12 protein-coding genes are annotated in these 14,476 nt (G+C 67.2%); 11 read left to right on the top strand and 1 reads right to left on the bottom strand.

The window, feature by feature from the left end; translation table 11 throughout:
• The first annotated feature begins 100 nt into the window (after positions 1 to 100).
• The 11 genes from ACG0Z6_RS04315 to ACG0Z6_RS04265 all read left to right on the top strand — a co-directional run bounded on the left by ACG0Z6_RS04315 (position 101) and on the right by ACG0Z6_RS04265 (position 11,433).
• On the top strand, positions 101 to 898 hold the full coding sequence (locus tag ACG0Z6_RS04315) for an energy transducer TonB (protein WP_394458871.1): 798 nt from the start codon (positions 101 to 103) through the stop codon (positions 896 to 898).
• A 4-nt stretch (positions 899 to 902) separates the two neighbouring features.
• Positions 903 to 2,018 (top strand): alpha-hydroxy acid oxidase, encoded by a 1,116-nt coding sequence (locus tag ACG0Z6_RS04310; protein ID WP_394458870.1) that lies wholly within the window; start codon positions 903 to 905, stop codon positions 2,016 to 2,018.
• 265 nt (positions 2,019 to 2,283) lie between these two features.
• Positions 2,284 to 4,539 carry a catecholate siderophore receptor Fiu gene (locus ACG0Z6_RS04305; protein ID WP_394458869.1) on the top strand — a complete coding sequence of 752 codons (2,256 nt, stop codon included), beginning with the start codon at positions 2,284 to 2,286 and terminating at the stop codon, positions 4,537 to 4,539.
• A gap of 66 nt (positions 4,540 to 4,605) precedes the next feature.
• The gene (locus tag ACG0Z6_RS04300) at positions 4,606 to 5,286 is read left to right on the top strand and encodes a Fe2+-dependent dioxygenase (protein ID WP_394458868.1); all 681 of its coding nucleotides are present in this window, start codon (positions 4,606 to 4,608) and stop codon (positions 5,284 to 5,286) included.
• The gene (locus tag ACG0Z6_RS04295; protein ID WP_394458867.1) at positions 5,283 to 5,924 is read left to right on the top strand and encodes a PepSY-associated TM helix domain-containing protein; all 642 of its coding nucleotides are present in this window, start codon (positions 5,283 to 5,285) and stop codon (positions 5,922 to 5,924) included. Before ACG0Z6_RS04300 ends, ACG0Z6_RS04295 begins: the two co-directional genes overlap by 4 nt.
• Before the next feature lie 26 nt (positions 5,925 to 5,950).
• On the top strand, positions 5,951 to 6,481 hold the full coding sequence (locus tag ACG0Z6_RS04290; protein WP_394458866.1) for a DUF2271 domain-containing protein: 531 nt from the start codon (positions 5,951 to 5,953) through the stop codon (positions 6,479 to 6,481).
• Between the two features lie 25 nt (positions 6,482 to 6,506).
• Positions 6,507 to 7,331 carry a DUF4198 domain-containing protein gene (locus tag ACG0Z6_RS04285; RefSeq protein ID WP_394458865.1) on the top strand — a complete coding sequence of 275 codons (825 nt, stop codon included), beginning with the start codon at positions 6,507 to 6,509 and terminating at the stop codon, positions 7,329 to 7,331.
• Between the two features lie 10 nt (positions 7,332 to 7,341).
• Positions 7,342 to 8,379: an FAD:protein FMN transferase gene (locus ACG0Z6_RS04280; RefSeq protein WP_394458864.1), complete on the top strand. Its 1,038-nt coding sequence runs from the start codon at positions 7,342 to 7,344 to the stop codon at positions 8,377 to 8,379.
• Positions 8,376 to 9,791 carry a sulfite reductase subunit alpha gene (locus tag ACG0Z6_RS04275; protein WP_394458863.1) on the top strand — a complete coding sequence of 472 codons (1,416 nt, stop codon included), beginning with the start codon at positions 8,376 to 8,378 and terminating at the stop codon, positions 9,789 to 9,791. The genes ACG0Z6_RS04280 and ACG0Z6_RS04275 overlap by 4 nt, the downstream gene beginning before the upstream one ends.
• Positions 9,792 to 9,994: 203 nt before the next feature.
• The gene (locus tag ACG0Z6_RS04270; protein WP_394458862.1) at positions 9,995 to 10,354 is read left to right on the top strand and encodes an SWIB/MDM2 domain-containing protein; all 360 of its coding nucleotides are present in this window, start codon (positions 9,995 to 9,997) and stop codon (positions 10,352 to 10,354) included.
• A 353-nt stretch (positions 10,355 to 10,707) separates the two neighbouring features.
• A complete protein-coding gene (locus tag ACG0Z6_RS04265) occupies positions 10,708 to 11,433 on the top strand; it encodes an MHFG family PEP-CTERM protein (protein WP_394458860.1) in 726 nt (241 codons plus the stop codon).
• Positions 11,434 to 11,520: 87 nt separating this feature from the next.
• Here the strand turns inward: ACG0Z6_RS04265 and uvrA are convergent, their stop codons facing one another.
• Positions 11,521 to 14,451 carry an excinuclease ABC subunit UvrA gene (uvrA, locus tag ACG0Z6_RS04260; protein WP_394458859.1) on the bottom strand — a complete coding sequence of 977 codons (2,931 nt, stop codon included), beginning with the start codon at positions 14,449 to 14,451 and terminating at the stop codon, positions 11,521 to 11,523.
• Positions 14,452 to 14,476 lie beyond the last annotated feature (25 nt).

Below are 14,476 nucleotides of genomic sequence, written 5' to 3'. Positions count from 1 at the left end.
AAATTCAAATGACGCGAATAGGAGTAATTCGCAATTGCAGCTATGATGTGTGCGTCTATTCCGATCGAGGAAGCCGCCCTGGTCGATGCAGGGCTGGCGCATGAACATGACTGTTGCCACATCAGCCACTTTGCTGGGCGCACGCCACCCGGCCCTTGAGTTGCCCCCCGCCCTTGCACGCGGCGCTGAGCCCAGCCCTGCCGTCAATGCCAAACCACTGCGCGAAGCCGCCCGGGCTGAGTCGGCCTGGCCGCAGCGGGGCTTGCATCAACGCCCTGGCGCTTTGGCGGTGGTGGTTGGCGTGCATGTGCTGGCTTTGCTGGGCTTGACGCAGGCCCTGGCGCCGCGCCTGTTCAAAGAGGCGCCCAAGCCCATCGAGGTGTCCCTGATCGAGTCACCCGAGCAGGCGCGCAAGCCCGAGCCGCCCGTGGTGCTGAACGTCGCCCCGCAGGCGCCCACATTGCCGCGCCCGCTGGATGTGCCGCTGGTGGCGATTGCGGCGCCGCCTGTGGAACACGCCCCCATCGTGGCGGTGGCGCCCCCACCCAATCCAACGCCAGTGCAGGAAGCCGCACCCACGGTTGTGGCCGAGCCGCCCCCGCCCCAGCCGCCGCGCATGATTTCGGCCAGCGCGCTGCGCTACCGCGTGGAGCCGCCAGTGGCCGTGCCCGCCCTGTCGCGCCGCGCGGGCGAATCGGGCATGGTGGTGGTGCGCGTGGTGGTGGACACCCAAGGCCTGCCCAAAGAGGTCAGCCTGCACCGCAGCAGCGGCTTTGCGCGGCTGGATGCGCAGGCGCTGTGGGCCATGCGCCAGGCGCGCTTTGAGCCCTACCGCGACCAAGGGCGTCCGCTGGAAGTGGCGGCGCTGGCTCCCATCGCTTACGAGTTGGAGTCCTGAGGTTTTGAGCCTTCCGGCTTTGCAGGCCCTGCCCCAGGGCATCGCCAGCCTCGCGGACTTTGAAGCCCATGCGCGCCAAGCCATGGGGGACGAGGCCTGGGCTTACATCAGCGGTGGCGCGGCGGACGAGATCACGCTGCGCGCCAACCGAGAGGCCTGGGACCGCCTTCGCCTGCTGCCGCGCGTGCTGCGTGACCTTCGCGGCGGGCGTGCCAGCTGTCAGCTCTTGGGTCGGACCTTGCCGCATCCCATCTTGCTGGCCCCCATCGCCTACCAATGCTTGGCCCATCCTGATGGCGAACTGGCCACGGTGCACGCGGCGGCAGCGCAGGGCGCGGGCATGGTGCTGAGTGCCCAGGCCAGTGTGCGCCTGGAGCAGGTGGCAGCGGCCATGGGCTCGGCCTCCGAGCGCGGGCCGCTGTGCTTTCAGCTTTACTGGATGGGCGACCGCGGCTTTATGCGTGAACTGCTGGCGCGCGTGGCTGCGGCGGGCTTTGAGGCCTTGGTGCTCACCGTGGATGCGCCCGTGCAGGGCGTGCGTGACCGCGAGCGCCGGGCGGGTCAGGCCCTGCCGCCGCACATCCGCGCCGTCAACCTCGATGGTCTGCCCGAGGCGCCACCGCTGCCTGCGGGCGCACACCCTTTGTTTGATGGCTTGCTGCAGCGCGCCGCCAGCTGGGCTGAGGTGGACTGGCTGCGCCAGCACAGCCCCTTGCCGCTGTGGCTCAAGGGTCTGTGCCACCCCGACGACGCGCGCCAGGCGCAGGCCTTGGGGGTGAGTGGTCTGGTGGTGAGCAATCACGGCGGCCGCACGCTGGACACCGTGCCCGCCAGCGCTGATCTGTTGCCGCCGCTGCGCCAGGCCCTGGGGCCCGACTTCACGCTGCTGGTGGACGGCGGCGTGCGCCGTGGCACCGACGTTCTCAAGGCCTTGGCCTTGGGAGCGGACGCGGTGCTGCTGGGGCGACCCTATGTCTACGCACTGGCCAGTGCGGGGGCGCTGGGCGTGGCGCATGCGCTGCGCCTGCTGCGCGACGAGCTGGACATCGCCATGGCCTTGTCGGGCTGCCGCACGCTGGCTGATGTGGGGCCGCAACTGCTGTGGCCACCCTCGCCTTGAGCGGCGTGCGCACCACAGGGCGCACGCGCATTGTTCGATCAGTCTGATGTTGAGATACGATTGCGAACTGTTCGCATTTATGCGTCTCGCTGCGGTTCTGCTTGTGCCGTGAATGCCCAAGCATCGACGCCCGCGCGAGTGGGGGGCGCCGTGCCCCATCCAAGCCAGCCTGCCTTTTGTGTGAGCGCCCTGCAGCCTTGCTGCGCGCCGCCCCTTGGACTTGCCAGCCAGGAACAAACACTGAAATTTCCTGGGAGATCCTGACATGTCCTACATCAAGAGCCGCAAACACGCGGTAGCCCCTTGGGCTGCACTGGCCACCAGCTTGAGCCTGCCTTTGGCCCTCCACGCGCAAACCGTGGCCCCCACCACGCCTGCCGCCGAGGTGGACACCCTGCCCGCCGTCAAGGCCAAAGCCAAGCGCGATGACGCACGCGTCAAGTCCATTCAGCCCTTGCAGGACTCGGGCTACAAGCTAGACGCCAGCGCCTCATCCAAGCTCAACCAGCCCTTGCTGGAGACGCCCAAGACCGTGCAGATCATCGGCCGCGAAGTGCTGCGTGAGCAGGGCGCGGCGGACTTGGTGGAGGCGCTGCGCAACACCCCCGGCATCACCATGCAGCTGGGTGAAAACGGCAACACCTCGGCGGGCGACACCTTCCAGATGCGCGGCTTCTCTGCCCATACCTCGACCTTTGTGGACGGCGTGCGCGACTTGGGCGCCGTGTCGCGCGATGTGTTCAACGTGGAGCAGGTCGAAGTGGTCAAAGGCCCTGCCGGGGCCGACATCGGACGCGGCGCGAGTGCGGGCTATATCAATGTTGTGAGCAAGCTGCCGCAGCTCGACACCCTCACCCAAACCGCTGTGAGCCTGGGCGGCGCCAGCCGCAAGCGCGCCACCGTGGATGCCAACCGGCGCCTGGGCGAGAACACCGCCGTGCGCCTGAACCTCATGTGGCAAGACAACGATGTGCCCGGGCGCGACCTGGTCAGCAAGCAGCGCCGGGCGCTGGCCCCGGCGCTGGCCTTTGGTCTGGGCACGCCCACGCGCTTGTTCCTGTACTCGCAGCATGTGCGGCAAAACAATGTGCCCGACGGTGGCACGCCCAGCATCGGTTGGCCAGGCTTTTACAACGCCGACGCGGCCGTGCTCAACGCGCCCAAGGTCGACCGCCACAACTACTACGGCAGCGCGCTGGACCGCGAGAAAGTGGAGGCCGACATGGCCACGGTCAAGCTCGAGATGGAGCTGGACAATGGCACGGCGGTGCGCAACATCTCGCGCTACGGGCGTTCGCGCATGGACCGCGTGCTCACGGGCATCATGGCCATCAACGCCGTCAATCCCGCAGACCCGCGCAGCTGGACCATCAGCCGCACGCGTCAGCGGGTGGACCAGGTCAACGAAATTTTGGCCAACCAGACCGGCGTGCTCACAAGCTTCAACACCTGGGGGCTCAAGCATGATGTGAGCGCTGGCGTGGAGTTCATGTTCGAGCGCCAAAGCAGCTTGGGCTTTGCCACCACGGGGCTGACCGTGCCTGCGGCCAATCTCTACAGCCCAAACCCCGCGGACGCCTTGCCCATTCCCTTTGCCACGGGTGCCCAGGTCCAGGGTCAGACCCTCACCCAGGCCGTGTACGCGCTGGACACGGTGTCGCTGAGCCCCAGCCTCAAGCTCACGCTGGGCCTGCGCAGCGAGCATTTCAATCTGCGCACCACCAACACCAGCGTCAGCAATGGCGTCTCCACCACCACCCAGCTGACGGACGCGGGCTGGATGAACAGCTGGAACCTGGGCCTGCTCTACAAGCTGGGCACGCAGGGCACGGTGTATGCCTCGGCGGCCAACTCGCTCACGCCACCGGGCAGCAACAACTTCGCTTTGTCGACCAGCGGCCAAGCCGCAGGCACGGCCGACCCGCAAGAGACCACTCATCTTGAGCTAGGCAGCAAGTGGGGATTGCTCGACAAGCGACTGAACCTCAGCGCCGCGCTGTTCCGCACCGTCAATGACGGCCAGATCACCGTGGATGCTGTCAGCAACCTGCCCACCCAGGACGGCAAGACCCGCGTGCAGGGCGTGGAATTGAATGCGGTGGGGCAGCTCACCAACTTCTGGCAAATCAGTGCCGGGCTGCAAACCATGGATGCCAAGCAGCTCCAGCAACGCAGCGCCACCGCCGTGACCGATGGCGTGCGCTGGACGCCGAAGTTCTCGGCCACGCTGTGGACGGGCTACCAGTGGGGTGACTTCACCGTCGGCGGCGGCCTGCGCCATGTGGGGACGCAAAAGCGCGTCATCACCGTGGTGACCACGCCGCAGAACACGCCCAACCTGCCCAGCCACACCGTGGTGGACGCCATGGCCGCATGGCGTGTGAGCCCGTCGCTGAACCTGCAGCTCAATGTGGGCAATGTGCTGGACGCGCAGTACATGAGCTCGCTCAACAACGGCGGCTCACGCCTGAATTTGGGTGCGCCGCGCTCGGCCAAGTTGACGGCCAACTTCAGCTTCTGAGCTTCACGCCACCAAGCCAGGGCCTGCTGCCGAGGTGGCAGGCCCACGCCACAAGCCCGCACCGCCATGCTTTTGCATTTCCAAGAAGTACTCAGCCGCGACGACGTGCTTGAGATGCGCCGCCTGCTGGACGCCGCCGACTGGAGCGATGGCCGCGCCACCGCCGGGGCCCAGGGCGCGCAGGTCAAGCGCAATCTGCAGCTGCGGCCCGACCACCCGGTGGCGCGCCAAATCGGCGCCTACATTCAGCAAAAGCTGGCGCAGCATGCGCAGTTCCAGTCCGCCGTGTTGCCGCGGCGCACGCTGGCCCCGCTGTTCAACCGCTACGAAGTCGCAGCGGAGTACGGCTGGCATGTGGACAGCGCCCTGATGCGCAGCGGCGCCGATGCCGAGCTGCTGCGCAGCGATGTCTCCACCACCTTATTCCTGAGCGACCCGCAGGACTACGACGGTGGCGAGCTGGAGGTGCAAGACACCTACGGCAGCCACGAGGTCAAGCTGCCTGCGGGCGACGCCATCATTTACCCCAGCACCAGCTTGCACCGCGTGCGGCCGGTGACGCGAGGCGCGCGCGTGTGCGCCTTCTTCTGGAGCCAAAGCCTGGTGGCGGCCGATGCCCAGCGCACCCTGCTCTATGAGCTGGACCTCACCATCCAGCGCCTGCGCGCGCGGCTGGGCGACGACGCCGACACCACCGCGCTGACCGCCCACTATCACAACCTCTTGCGCCAATGGGCTGCGCCATGAGCGAGCGCCGGGCGCAGCCAGCCTCGACCTGGCTCAAGACCCTGCACCTGTGGCATTGGGTGAGTGCGGCTTTGAGCCTGGTCGGAATGTTGCTGTTCTCGCTCACCGGCATCACGCTCAACCACGCCTCGGCCATCGAATCCAAAGCCCGGCTCACGCAAGTGCAGCTGCAGCTGCCCGAGCCCTTGCTGCAGTCGCTGCGTCAAAACGCCGAGGCTGCGGCAGCGGCGGCCCAAACCCCGCAGCCACTGCCGCCGGCGCTGCGCCAGTGGCTGTCCACGCAGCTGCCCCGTCCCGTGCCGCCGCATGCGGCGGAGTGGTCCGCCGATGAGGTCTATGTGGCCATGCCGCGCCCCGGTGGCGACGCCTGGCTGCGCATTGCGCTGGAGCGCGGCGAGCTGGAGTTTGAAGACAGCGACCGTGGCTGGATCGCCTACTTCAACGACCTGCACAAAGGCCGCCACGCCGGTGCGGTGTGGCAGGCCGTCATCGACGTGCTGGCCCTGGCCTGTGTGCTGTTCACCGTCACCGGCTTGTTGATTCTCAAAGCCCATGCCGTCGTGCGCCCCAGCACCTGGCCTTTGGTCGGCGCGGGCCTGGTGTTGCCCGCCCTGGTGGCGCTGCTGCTCATTCACTGAATCTCCACTCACCCAAAGCTCAAGTCATGAAACGCCCCCATCACACGCCCTCGCTTCTGTTCCTGGCCGCTGCAGGCGCCTTGGGCAGCGATGCCCGCGCCGCCGAGCTGCAGCTCAAGCTGGAGTTGCCGCGCCTGAACGTGGCCGAGTACCACCGCCCCTATGTGGCGCTGTGGCTGGAAAAACCCGGTGAGCCCGGCGCCGCCGCGCAATTGGCCGTGTGGTACGACCTCAAAAAGCCCAACCAGGGCGGCAGCAAATGGCTGCGCGACCTGCGCCAGTGGTGGCGCCAGGGTGGACGCCAGCTCAACCTGCCCGCCGACGGCGTGAGCGGTGCCACACGTGCACCGGGTGAGCATGTCATTCGCCTGGACAAACACCCCGCACTGGCCGCGCTGCCCGCCGGGCAGTACGAGCTGGTGGTCGAGGCCGCGCGCGAAGCCGGTGGCCGCGAAGTGCAGCGCCTGCCGCTGAGCTGGCCCATCAAAACCACCGCCCGCGCGCAAGCCCAGGGCGAACACGAGCTGGGCCAGCTGCAGCTCACGCTCAAACCCTAAAGCCAGATCTTTCGAAGGAGAACCCATGCTGAAGCTCAAACCCCGTTTGCTCTTGCTGGCCCTGGCCGCGGGCCTGCCCTTGGCGGCGCAGGCGCACATGACCTGGCTGCTGCCCAACCTCACCCAGCTCAACGGCAAAGAGCCCGTGGTGTCGGTGGATGCGGTGGTGTCCGAAGACCTCTTCATCTTCGAGCGCGCGCTCAAGCTGGAGACGCTGCGCATCACTGCCCCCGATGGCCGGGCCTTGGAGGTCGAGGGCCGCAGCAGTGCGCGCCATCGCGAGAGCTTCGACCTCAAGCTCAGCCAAGACGGCACCTACCGCATCAGCCACATCAGCCAGTCGCTGTTTGGCAGCTACAAACTCGCGGGTGAAACCAAGCGCTTTCGCAGCACAGCCGCCACGCTGGACAAAGACCTGCCCGCTGGCGCTGAGTTGTTGGCGCTGACGCAGGCGGTCAACCGCCAGCAAACCTTTGTCAGCAAGGAGGCGCCGGGGCGCGTGGCCTTTGCGCCCGAGGGCCAGGGCCTGGAGTTCCTGCCACTGGGCGCGGTGACCGATTTGAGCCATGGCGACCAGACGCGTTTTCGCTTGCTGCTGGACGGCCAGCCGGTGGCTGATGCCGCCGTCAAGCTGGTGCGCGAGGGCAACCGTCACCGCTACAAGCTGGGCGACTTGACGCTCAAAACCGATGCCCAAGGCGAGTTCACCGTCGCCTGGAGCGAGCCCGGGCGCTATTGGCTGGGCGCCACGGTGGGCGAGCGCCCCGCGCCTGGTGCGTCCAGCGGCACGCGCCAAGCGCCGCTCAAACGCGCCAGCCTCAGTGCCACCTTTGAGGTCTTGCCCAAGTAGGCCGTTCGCCATGTCTGTGCTTGCCGAGCCACGCGTGCTGCTGCCGACTCACATCAGCGGTGAGCCGCCGCCATGGGGTCATGTCGTGCATAAACTGCACGGCCAGACCATGGGCACCACCTGGTCGGTGCGCTTGGTGGCGCCGCCCGGGTTGCGTTTGGCGCCCGTGCAGGCGCTGGTGCAGCAGGGTTGCGACGAGGTGGTGCGGCAGATGAGCCACTGGTGCAGCGACTCCGTGTTGAGCCGCTTCAACCGCCTCAGCCCAGGGCAGTCGCTGCAGTTGCCAGCGGCTTTTGCCCAGGTCATGGACGCGGCCTTGCACATTGCTGAAGTCAGTGGTGGCGCCTACGACCCCGCCGCTGGCGAGCTGGTGGCGCTGTGGGGTTTTGGACCGGAAGGCTCGCGCCATCAAGACGCAGGCTTTGCGCCGCCCACGCCCGAGCGCTGCGCCGCGCTGCCTCTCGCGCCTTGGCGAGAGCTGGTGTGGGAGCCGGCCAGCGCGCGCCTCACCCAGGGCGGTCGCGCGCGCTTGGACCTCTCCTCCATCGCCAAAGGCTATGCGGTGGACGCGGTGTCCGAGGCCTTGCTGGACTGCGGTCTGCCGCACCATCTGGTGGAGATTGGCGGCGAGCTGCGCGGCCACGGCTTCAAGCCCGGGGCCCAGCCCTGGTGGGTGGCGCTGGAGCCCCCCCACCCGCAGCTGCGCACCGTGCCCACGCGCCTGGCCTTGCACGGCCTGGCCGTGGCCACCTCGGGCGACTACCGCCGCTGCTACCTGGACGCGCATGGGCAGCACCAATCTCACACGCTGGACCCGCGCCAGCGCCAACCCGTGCGCCACGCGCTGACTTCGGTCAGCGTGCTTCACCCGCAAGCCCTGTGGGCTGACGGCTGGTCCACGGCGCTCATGGTCTTGGGGCCGGAGCAGGGCGCTGATTTGGCGCGGCGCCTGGGCTTGGCCGCACTGTTCGTGAGCCGGACAGAAGGGGCGCCTGAGGCGCCGCTGCAAGAGTGGCTCAGCCCGGCGCTGCAGGCCTTGGTGGCATGACGGGCTTGCGCGAAGTGTTGGCGGCCCTGCTGGTGCTGGGCTACCTCGTGCTGTGTGCGGCGGTGCTGTGGCGCCAGCGGCGGCGCTTGCAGGCCCAGCGTCAAGAGGCGGCGGCGCTGGCCACCAGCACCCAGGGCGGCGCGCCGCTGTGGGTGCTCTACGCCAGCATGACCGGGCAGGCCGAGGCGCTGGCGCGCCAGGCCGCTCAGACCCTGCATGGCGCCGGGCATGCCGTGCATCTGGCAGCTTTGGGCGAGGTGGACGAGCAGGCGCTGCAGCAGATGCGCCAAGTCTTGATCGTGGCGGCCACCGCCGGCCAGGGCGATGCTCCTGACAACGCCAGCGCTTTTGTGCGGCGCTGCATGGGCGCGTCTGCTGCACGGGCCCTGCCGCAACTGCGCTACGGCTTGCTGGCCCTGGGCGACCGCAGCTACCCGCGCTTTTGCGGCTTTGGCCGCGCGCTCGATGCATGGCTGCAGCGCCAGGGCGCACAGCCGCTGTTCGACACCCTCGAAGTCGATCGCGGCGACAGCCAAGCTCTGAGCGCCTGGCATCAGCAGCTCAGCCAGCAGTTCGGCACGCCTGCCTGGCCTGGGCCCGAGGATTTGGTGCTCGAAGCGCCCTTCGAGCCCTGGCAGCTGGTCGCGCAGCGGCGGCTCAATCCCGAAGCCAAGGCCGAAGGCCTGTTTCATGTGGAATTGAAACCCTTGGCGCAAAACGCCTGGCCCCAATGGCAGGCGGGCGATTTGGTGCAAGTGCTGCCGGGCTGTGGTCAAACCGCTGACGCCGCGCTGCGTCCGCGCGAGTACACCGTGGCTTCGCTGCCCGCAGAAGGGCGCTTGCAGCTGCTGGTGCGCCAAACCCGACGGCCCGACGGCAGCCTGGGCCTGGTCAGCGGCCAGCTCACCGACGCGGCACAGTGCGCGGCGCCAGTGCTGCTGCGCCTGCGGCCTCATGCCAACTTTCGCATCGGCGCCAACGCCCAGCGCCCGCTGATTCTGATTGGCAATGGCAGCGGGCTGGCCGGGCTGCTGGCCCACCTCAAGGCACGCGCGGCGCAGGTCGAGCAGGGCCAAAAGCCCGCGCCCGCCTGGTTGCTCTACGGCGAGCGCGAGGCAGCCCATGACAGCCACTACCTCAGCCAGCTCACCCAGTGGCAGCAGCAAGGCTGGTTGCAGCACGTGCAGCGCGTGTTTTCACGAGACGGCGCAGCCCTGCGCCACGTGCAGGAGGCGCTTGCGCTGGCGCAGCAGCGCCTGCGCGACTGGGTGGCTGAAGGTGCGGCGCTCTATGTCTGCGGGAGCGTGCACGGCATGGCCGCGGGCGTGGACGCCGTGCTGCGCGAGGCCCTGGGCGCGGCGCGGGTCGACGAGCTCATCGAACAGGGCCGATACCGCCGCGACGTCTACTGAACTCACGCCAAGTGCTGCCTGGAGGGGAAACTGACGTACTGCCGCGACAATATCGTCCCGACATGGTGGTTTCGCTGAGGTTTTCTCTCTGAGACAGCCTTCCCAACCCCCTAGGGCAGCATTACCATTGGGCGAGCAGGGTGGTTGAGAGCACCGAAGGCACAACAGACCTTCACCCGACCCCCGCACATCAACCCCATTTGATGGAGAGATTCAACATGGCAACTGCGAAGAAGGCCGCTGCACCCGCCGCGAAGGCGGCTCCAGCAAAGAAGGAAGCTGCGGCTGGTAAGGCCGCAGCTCCGGCTAAGGCCCGTACGCCCAATGCGGCGTTCATGAAAGCGCTGACCCCCACACCGGCCCTGGCGGCCATCGTGGGCGACAAGCCGCTGCCCCGTACCGAGGTGATCAAGAAGGTGTGGGAATACATCAAGAAGCACAACCTTCAAGACCCGGCGCAAAAGCGAGTCATCAACGCCGATGCCAAGCTCAAGGAAGTGTTTGGCAAAGCCAAGGCCGACATGTTTGAGATGACCAAGCTGATCAACGGCCACCTCAAGTGATGGTCTGAGCCTCGCTCACTTCACGCACAGGCCCGCACCATGCGGGCCTGTTGCATTTGAGGGCGGCCTTGGCGGGGAGTCCTACTTGAATCGGTGCCGATCTTGTTGTGTATGGCATGAAGACTTACCCCGGAATGAGTCCTATACATAGGGGACGACGGTTCTGTTCATCGGTTCGTTTATGCAGGAAAGTCTCGAAATTGGGCCCCTCTGTTAGAATTCTGACAATTAGTTCACGGGTTTCGGGCCCCGCAGCTGAGGGCCAGTCCGGGCAGTGCAAACGCATGGTCAGTACACTGGTTTCGAGCGCTCTGTTTTTGGTTCGCCAACTTGACGCCATAAAGAAATAAACCATGTCGATCATTGCTGCAGTCGCGCTGGCCTCGTCCAGCCTCACCCTACCGAATTGCTCCTGGGATCACCCGGGGCGGAATCCCTTTATGGGCGATGTGTCGGCTGCCGTTGACCGGTACAAAGACATTCCCGCATCCGTGCGTCAGGTGCTCAAGGCTCGCATGGCCAAGCACGAGTACGACGACATGGTGGACATTCGTCGCGATGCCATCGTTGGCAAGGGCAGCTATCTGCCCGGTATTCGCGACATGCACTATGGGCAGGGCGCGGTGTGCGCCAACGTCTCACGCAAGAAGTGGTCCGAGCGCATGGTTGAACGTGGCTTGGTGTATTGCGAGGGTGCCTATTGCATCTTGGTGCCCACGGTGTGCCGCAATGTCAGCCGTATTCAGAAGGCCCCGGCGCGCGCTGCGGCCCCAGCTGAAACCGAGAACGTTGCGTCTTCGGTGATTGAAGACGATTCTCCGCTGATGTTTGAAGCCCCTGGGGCCGGTGGTGGGGGCCTGCCTTCTCCCGCCTTTGCTCAGGGCGTAGCGCCTGGGGTGCCCACACCAGGGCCCAGCATCACGCCTGGTATTCCGCCGACCACTTTTGGCCCGCCCGGCACCATCATTCCTGTGCCTACGCCCACCCCCGTACCGGATGTGCCGGAGCCCGCCACCTACGCCATGATGCTGTTGGGCTTGGCGGGCGTGCTGGCGCTGCGTTGGCGCAAGCAGGCCTGACGCCAGGCGCGGGCCGCTCAGGGCGGCCGTGCGGAGTCAGCGCTTTAGAAGAACCCGGCCAGTGGCCGGGTTTTTTTACGTCCCGCTCTAGCCTTGCTGGCCTTGGGCGAGCAGGGGCTTGAGGTAGCGTCCGGTGTGGCTGCGCTCGCAGTCGGCGACGTCTTCCGGCGTGCCGGCGATGAGCAGTTCGCCCCCACCCGAGCCACCTTCGGGGCCCATGTCCAGCAGCCAGTCTGCGGTTTTGATGACATCGAGGTTGTGCTCGATGATGACGATGGTGTTGCCCGCGTCGCGCAGCTGGTGCAGCACCTTCAGCAGCAGGGCGATGTCGGCAAAGTGCAGCCCCGTGGTGGGCTCGTCCAGGATGTAGAGGGTGCGGCCGGTGTCGCGCTTGGAGAGCTCCAGGGCCAGTTTCACGCGCTGCGCTTCACCGCCTGAGAGCGTGGTGGCGCTTTGCCCCAGCTTCACATAGCCCAGGCCCACGTCCATGAGGGTTTGCAGCTTGCGCGCGATATTGGGCACGGCGCTGAAGTAGTCCAGCGCGGCCTCCACCGTCAGGCCCAGCACCTCGCTGATGTTCTTGCCCTTGTAGAGCACTTCCAGCGTTTCGCGGTTGTAGCGGCGGCCCTGGCAGGTGTCGCAAGGCACGTAGACATCGGGCAAAAAGTGCATCTCGACTTTGAGCACGCCGTCGCCCTGGCAGGCCTCGCAGCGCCCGCCCGCAACGTTGAAGCTGAAGCGTCCCGCGCCGTAGCCACGCTCGCGCGCGGTGGGCATCTCGGCAAACAGCTCGCGGATGGGGGTGAACAGCCCGGTGTAGGTGGCGGGGTTGGAGCGCGGCGTGCGGCCGATGGGGGACTGGTCGACGTTGATGACTTTGTCCAGCGCGTCCAGCCCTTCGAGCATGTCGTACTCGGCCGGTTCGGTGTGGCTTTGGTAGAGCTTTTTGGAGACGGCGGCGTAGAGCGTGTCGTTGACCAAGGTGCTCTTGCCCGAGCCCGAAACGCCGGTCACGCAGGTCAAGAGCCCGATGGGGAATTCGGCCGTGACGCCTTTGAGGTTGTTGCCGCAGGCGTTGACCAGGCGCAGCGTGCGCGGGTCGGCCAGGCGGTGGCGGCGTGTGGGCACGGCAATGCGCTCGAGCCCGCTGAGGTAGCGCCCGGTGACGGAGTCCGGGTTGGCGGCCACTTGCGCGGGCGTGCCCTGGGCCATGATGCGCCCGCCATGCACACCGGCGCCGGGTCCCAGGTCCAGCACGTAGTCGGCGGCGCGGATGGCGTCTTCGTCGTGCTCCACCACCAGCACCGTGTTGCCCAGGTCGCGCAGGCGGCGCAGCGTGGCGATGAGGCGGTCGTTGTCGCGCTGGTGCAGGCCGATGCTGGGCTCGTCCAGCACATACATCACGCCCGTCAGGCCCGAGCCGATCTGGCTGGCCAGGCGGATGCGCTGGGCTTCGCCGCCCGAGAGCGTGTCGGCGCTGCGGTCCAGGCTGAGGTAGCCCAGGCCCACATCGTTGAGAAAGCGCAGGCGCGAGGCGATCTCGCGGATGACTTTGTCGGCAATCTCGGCCTTGGCGCCTTTGAGGCGCAGCTGCTCGAAATAGCTCAGCGCGTCGCGCAGGGTGATGTGCTCGACGTCGTAAATGGGCCGGCCGCGCTCGCCGGGGCCGGCGTCGGCGGGCTGCAGCAGCACGTGGCGGGCCTCGCGGCGCAGGCGTGAACCTTCGCAGTGCGGGCAGGGCTTGGGTGCTTGGTAGCGGGCCAGCTCTTCGCGCACGGCGCTGGAGTCGGTCTCGCGCCAGCGCCGCTGCAGGGTGTTCAAAATGCCTTCAAAGGGGTGGCTGCGTTTGACGCTGCGCCGCCGCCCCGAAGCGCCTTCGGCCTGGTAGGTGAAGCTGATGGCTTCCTCGCCCGAGCCGTAGAGCAGCACCTGGCGTGCGGACTCGGGCAGGGCCTCGAAGGGCAGCTCCAGGTCGAAGCTGTAATGCGCCGCCACCGATTCCAGCAGCGAGTAGCTGTAGCTGTTGCGCCGGTCCCAGCCCTTGATGGCGCCGCTGGCCAGGCTCAGCGAGGGGAAGGCGACCACGCGTTCGGGGTCGAAGACGGTGACTTGCCCCAGGCCCTCGCAGCTGGGGCAGGCCCCCACGGGCGAGTTGAAGGAGAACAGCCGCGGCTCCAGCTCCGGCAGCGAGTAGCTGCAGATGGGGCAGGCGAATTTGCTGGAGTAGATGTGCTCGGCACCGCTGTCCATGTCCAGCACCAGGGCCCGGCCTTCGGCCAGGCGCAGTGCGGCCTCGAAGCTCTCGGCCAGGCGCTGGCGCAGGCCGTCGACGCTGTCGTGGCGCAGCTTGATGCGGTCCACCACCACGTCGATGTCGTGCTTCTCGGTCTTTTTGAGCGCGGGCAGATCGGGGGCCTCGCGCGTTTGCCCGTCCACGCGAAAGCGCACATAGCCCTGGGCCTGCAGGTCCTGGAAGAGCTCGACGAACTCGCCCTTGCGGTCGCGCACCACCGGTGCGAGCAGCATCAGGCGCGAGCCATCGGGCAGGGCCAGGGCGGCGTCGACCATCTGGCTGATGCTTTGCGCCTCCAGCGGCAGGCCGTGGTCCGGGCAAAACGGCGTGCCCGCGCGGGCGTAGAGCAGGCGCAGGTAGTCGTGAATCTCGGTCACCGTGCCCACGGTGGAGCGGGGGTTGTGGCTGGTGGCTTTTTGCTCGATGGAGATGGCCGGCGAGAGGCCTTCGATGATGTCCACATCGGGCTTGTCCATGAGCTGCAGAAACTGCCGCGCATAGGCCGAGAGGCTCTCCACATAGCGGCGCTGACCCTCGGCGTAGAGGGTGTCAAAGGCCAGGCTGGACTTGCCCGAACCCGACAAACCGGTGATGACCACCAGCTGGTTGCGCGGCAGGTCGACGTCGATGTTTTTGAGGTTGTGCGTGCGTGCGCCGCGCACACGAATCATGGGCGCGGTGCTGAACTCAGGCGGGCTGGCGGGAGAGTAGGGGGTGTGCGACATCGGCGGGCCTGAGGCTGCGGGGCAA

Source organism: Roseateles rivi (genome assembly GCF_043555845.1).
GTDB classification, from domain to species: domain Bacteria; phylum Pseudomonadota; class Gammaproteobacteria; order Burkholderiales; family Burkholderiaceae_C; genus Roseateles; species Roseateles rivi.
The sequence above is the reverse complement of the archived record's forward strand: the minus strand, read 5'-3'. Positions and strand labels throughout refer to the sequence as shown.

Bases quoted from the DNA above. Each gene is read 5' to 3' on its own strand.
- ACG0Z6_RS04315 (WP_394458871.1), top strand. From the start codon at position 101: ATGAACATGACTGTTGCCACATCAGCCACTTTGCTGGGCGCACGCCAC.
- ACG0Z6_RS04305 (WP_394458869.1), top strand. From the start codon at position 2,284: ATGTCCTACATCAAGAGCCGCAAACACGCGGTAGCCCCTTGGGCTGCA.
- ACG0Z6_RS04300 (WP_394458868.1), top strand. From the start codon at position 4,606: ATGCTTTTGCATTTCCAAGAAGTACTCAGCCGCGACGACGTGCTTGAG.
- ACG0Z6_RS04295 (WP_394458867.1), top strand. From the start codon at position 5,283: ATGAGCGAGCGCCGGGCGCAGCCAGCCTCGACCTGGCTCAAGACCCTG.
- ACG0Z6_RS04290 (WP_394458866.1), top strand. From the start codon at position 5,951: ATGAAACGCCCCCATCACACGCCCTCGCTTCTGTTCCTGGCCGCTGCA.
- ACG0Z6_RS04285 (WP_394458865.1), top strand. From the start codon at position 6,507: ATGCTGAAGCTCAAACCCCGTTTGCTCTTGCTGGCCCTGGCCGCGGGC.
- ACG0Z6_RS04280 (WP_394458864.1), top strand. From the start codon at position 7,342: ATGTCTGTGCTTGCCGAGCCACGCGTGCTGCTGCCGACTCACATCAGC.
- ACG0Z6_RS04275 (WP_394458863.1), top strand. From the start codon at position 8,376: ATGACGGGCTTGCGCGAAGTGTTGGCGGCCCTGCTGGTGCTGGGCTAC.
- ACG0Z6_RS04270 (WP_394458862.1), top strand. From the start codon at position 9,995: ATGGAGAGATTCAACATGGCAACTGCGAAGAAGGCCGCTGCACCCGCC.
- ACG0Z6_RS04265 (WP_394458860.1), top strand. From the start codon at position 10,708: ATGTCGATCATTGCTGCAGTCGCGCTGGCCTCGTCCAGCCTCACCCTA.
- uvrA (WP_394458859.1), bottom strand. From the start codon at position 14,451: ATGTCGCACACCCCCTACTCTCCCGCCAGCCCGCCTGAGTTCAGCACC.